The organism is Actinosynnema sp. NPDC059797 (genome assembly GCF_042732085.1).
In the GTDB taxonomy this organism is placed as follows: Bacteria; Actinomycetota; Actinomycetes; order Mycobacteriales; family Pseudonocardiaceae; genus Actinosynnema.
Genome location: NZ_JBHWIE010000544.1, coordinates 1 through 3,662 on the forward strand (window position 1 = coordinate 1; position 3,662 = coordinate 3,662).

The following is a 3,662-nucleotide window of genomic DNA, read 5'->3' on the forward strand; positions in this document are numbered from 1 at the left end:
CGCGGTGTGCGCGGGCTTCGACCTGCCGCTGAAGGAAGTCGTGCTCGGTGACGACCAGGAGTTGTTGAACCAGACGAAGTTCAGCCAGCCGGCGCTGTTCGCCTTCGAAGTGGCGCTCTACCGCCTGCTGGAGTCCTGGGGCGTGAAGCCTGACTTCCTGGCCGGTCACTCGATCGGCGAGATCGCGGCGGCCCACGTGGCCGGGGTGTTCTCCCTGGAGGACGGCTGCCGGCTGGTCGAGGCCCGCGGTCGGCTGATGCAGGCGCTGCCGCCCGGCGGGGCGATGCTCGCGGTGGAGGCCACCGAGGAGGAAGTGCTCCCGCTGCTGACCGACCGGGTCGACCTGGCCGCGGTCAACGGGCCGACGTCGATCGTCGTGTCCGGCGCCGCCGACGCGGTGGAGGACATCGCGGTGAAGTTCGAGGGCCGCCGGATGAAGCGGCTGGCGGTGTCGCACGCGTTCCACTCGCCGCTGATGGAGCCGATGCTGGAGGAGTTCCGCGAGGTCGTCGCCGGGGTGGCGTTCGAGCCCGCCCGGATCCCCCTGATCTCGACCGGTGACCCGACCACCCCCGACCACTGGGTGCGCCACGTGCGCGAGGCCGTCCGGTTCCACGACGGCGTGACCGCGCTGGCCGCGCAGGGCGTGACCCGGTTCGTCGAGGTCGGCCCGGACGGCGTGCTCACCGGCATGGCGCAGGTGGACGGCGCGCTCGTGGCCACCCAGCGGCGCGACCGCGACGAGGTGGCGACGCTGACCGCGGCCGTGGGCCAGGCGTTCGCGCACGGCGTGCCGGTCGACTGGGCGGCCTTCTTCGCCGGTCGCGGCGCGCGGCGGGTGGACCTGCCGACCTACGCGTTCCAGCACGAGCGGTACTGGATCGACGCGCCCGAGGCCGCGGTGACCGCCGCGGTCGGCAGCAGCGCCGCGGACACCGCGTTCTGGACCGCGATCGAGCAGGGCGGCCTGGAGTCGCTGGCGACCGACCTCGCGGTGGACGCCGCCGCGCTGGGCGAGGTGCTGCCCGCCCTGTCGTCGTGGCGCAACCGCCTGCACGACGAGTCCACCGTGGACTCCTGGCGCTACCGGGTCGAGTGGCGGTCGGTGCCCGACGCGCCGGGCCTGCTGACCGGCACCTGGCTCGTGGTGGCCCCGGTGCTGGCCTCCGGCGACGACCGGGTGGGCGCGATCGCCGACGGCCTGGCCGCGCGCGGCGCGGACGTGGTGCCCGTCTCGGTGACCGAGCCCGACCGGGCCGGAATCGCGGAGGCGGTGCGCGCCGCGCTGGGCGGCACCACCCCCGTGGGCGTGCTGTCCCTGCTCGCGGTGGACGAGCGCCCGCACCCGCTGTCGGTGTCGCTGTCGACCGGTGTGGCCGCGTCCGTGGCGCTGGTGCAGGGCCTGGACGACGCGGGCGTGTCCGCGCCGGTGTGGTTCGGCACGGTGGGCGCGGTGGCCGTGGACCGGTTCGACCAGCCCGGCGGCCTGCTCCAGACCTCCCTGTGGGGCATCGGCACGGTGCTGGGCCTCGACCGGCCGCGCACCTGGGGCGGTGTCGTGGACCTGCCCGCCGAGCCCGCCCGCACGACCGACGCGCGGGTGCTCGACCGGCTCGCCGGCGTGCTGTCCGGCGGCGACGAGGACCAGGTCGCGGTCCGGCTGTCCGGTGTCTTCGGCCGCCGGCTGGTGCGGGTGCCGGGCGTGCCCGCGAGCGACCGGTGGCAGCCGCGCGGCACGGTCCTGGTGACCGGCGGCACGGGCGGCGTCGGCGCGCACCTGGCCCGCTGGCTGGTCGACAACGGCGCCGAGCACGTGGTGCTGACCTCGCGGCGCGGCCTGGACGCGCCCGGCGCGGCCGAGCTGCGCGACGAGCTGGGCGGCAAGGCCGAGGTCGTGGCGTGCGACGTGGCCGACCGGGACGCCCTGGCCGCGCTGCTGGGCTCGCTGCCCGAGCTGCGGTCCGTGTTCCACGCGGCCGGTGTCATGCACCGCGAGTCCGGCATCGACGACGTCTCGCTGGCGGAGTTCGCCGAGGTGGGCCACGCGAAGGTGGCGGGCGCGCTGCACCTGGACGAGCTGCTGGGCGAGCGGGAGCTGGACGCGTTCGTGGTGTTCTCCTCCGGCGCGGCGGTGTGGGGCTCCGGCGGCCAGCTCGGCTACGCCGGCGGCAACACCGTCGTGGACGCCCTGGTCCGGCACCGCCGGGCCCGCGGCCTCGCGGGCACCTCGGTGGCCTGGGGTTCGTGGGGCGGCGGCGGCATGGCCTCCGGCGACGCCACCGGCCAGCTCACCCGGATGGGCATCGGCCTGATGGACCCGGCGCTCGCGATCTCCGCGCTCCAGGGCGTGCTGGACCGCGACGAGGCGCACACGGTGGTCGCCGACATCGACTGGGCGAAGTTCGCCCCGGCCTACGCGCTGTCCCGGCCGCGCCCGCTGCTGGACACCGTGCCCGAGGCGCGGGCCGCGCTGCGCGAGGACACCGGCCCGGCCGAGGTCGTCGACCCGACCGACCTGACCGGGCGGCTGTCCGGCCTGGCCGAGGCGGACCAGCGGGCCCTGCTGCTCGACCTGGTGCGCGCGCAGGTCGCGGTGGTGCTCGGGCACGCGAGCGCCGACGCCGTGGACCCGGAGCGGGCGTTCAGCGAGTCCGGCTTCGACTCGCTGACGGCCGTGGAGCTGCGCAACGCGCTGGCGGCGGAGACCGGGCTGCGGCTGCCCGCGACCCTGGTCTTCGACCACCCCAACCCGACCGTGCTGGCCGAGCAGCTCCGGCTGGAACTCGCGCCCGCCGGCGGTTCGCCGGTGCTCGACGACCTGGACCGGCTGGAGGCGGCGTTCGCCGACGGCCTGGGCGAGGACGTGCGCACCGAGGTGGCCGACCGGCTCAAGGCCCTGCTGGCGCTGGCCACCGGTGGTCAGCGCGCGGAGGGCGGCCCAGGGGAAGAGGTGAGCGTCGCGGACCTGCTCGAGGGCGGCAGCGACGACGACCTCTTCCGGTTCATCGACGACAGGCTCGGCAACTCGTGAACGGTGGTTCGATGTCCAACGAAGCAAAGCTCCGCGAGTACCTGCGCCGGGTGACGGCCGACCTGCACGAGACCAGCCAGGAGCTGCGCGAGCTGCGGGAGCGGGCGGCCGAGCCCATCGCCGTGGTCGGCATGGGCTGCCGGTACCCCGGCGGGGTCGCCTCGCCCGACGACCTGTGGGAGCTGCTGCGCTCCGGCGCCGACGCGATCTCGGACATGCCGACCGACCGCGGCTGGGACGTGGACGCGCTGTACCACCCGGACCCGGAGCACCCGGGCACCAGCTACGTGCGGCGCGGCGGCTTCCTGCACGACGCGCCGCAGTTCGACCCCGGGTTCTTCGGCATCAGCCCGCGCGAGGCCGCCGAGATGGACCCGCAGCAGCGCGTGCTGCTGGAGACCGCGTGGGAGGCGCTGGAGCACGCGGGCATCGACCCGCTGGGGCTCAAGGGCAGCCGGACCGCCGTGTACGCGGGCGTGGTCTACCACGACTACTTCAACAGCTTCGGCGCCGGCAGCCTGGTGTCCGGCCGGGTGTCCTACCACCTCGGCCTGGAGGGCCCGGCGCTGACCGTCGACACCGGCTGCTCGTCGTCGCTGGTGGCGCTGCACCTGGCGTGGCAGGCGCTGCG

At 75.6% G+C, this 3,662-nt stretch carries 2 protein-coding genes; both read left to right on the plus strand.

Going from position 1 to position 3,662, the window contains the following annotated elements:
• Positions 1-3,031 (plus strand): SDR family NAD(P)-dependent oxidoreductase (locus ACFV4N_RS41340; RefSeq protein WP_499678153.1); only part of this gene is annotated, 3,031 nt, incomplete at its 5' end.
• An 11-nt stretch (positions 3,032-3,042) separates the two neighbouring features.
• Positions 3,043-3,662 (plus strand): beta-ketoacyl synthase N-terminal-like domain-containing protein (locus tag ACFV4N_RS41345; protein WP_499678154.1); only part of this gene is annotated, 620 nt, incomplete at its 3' end.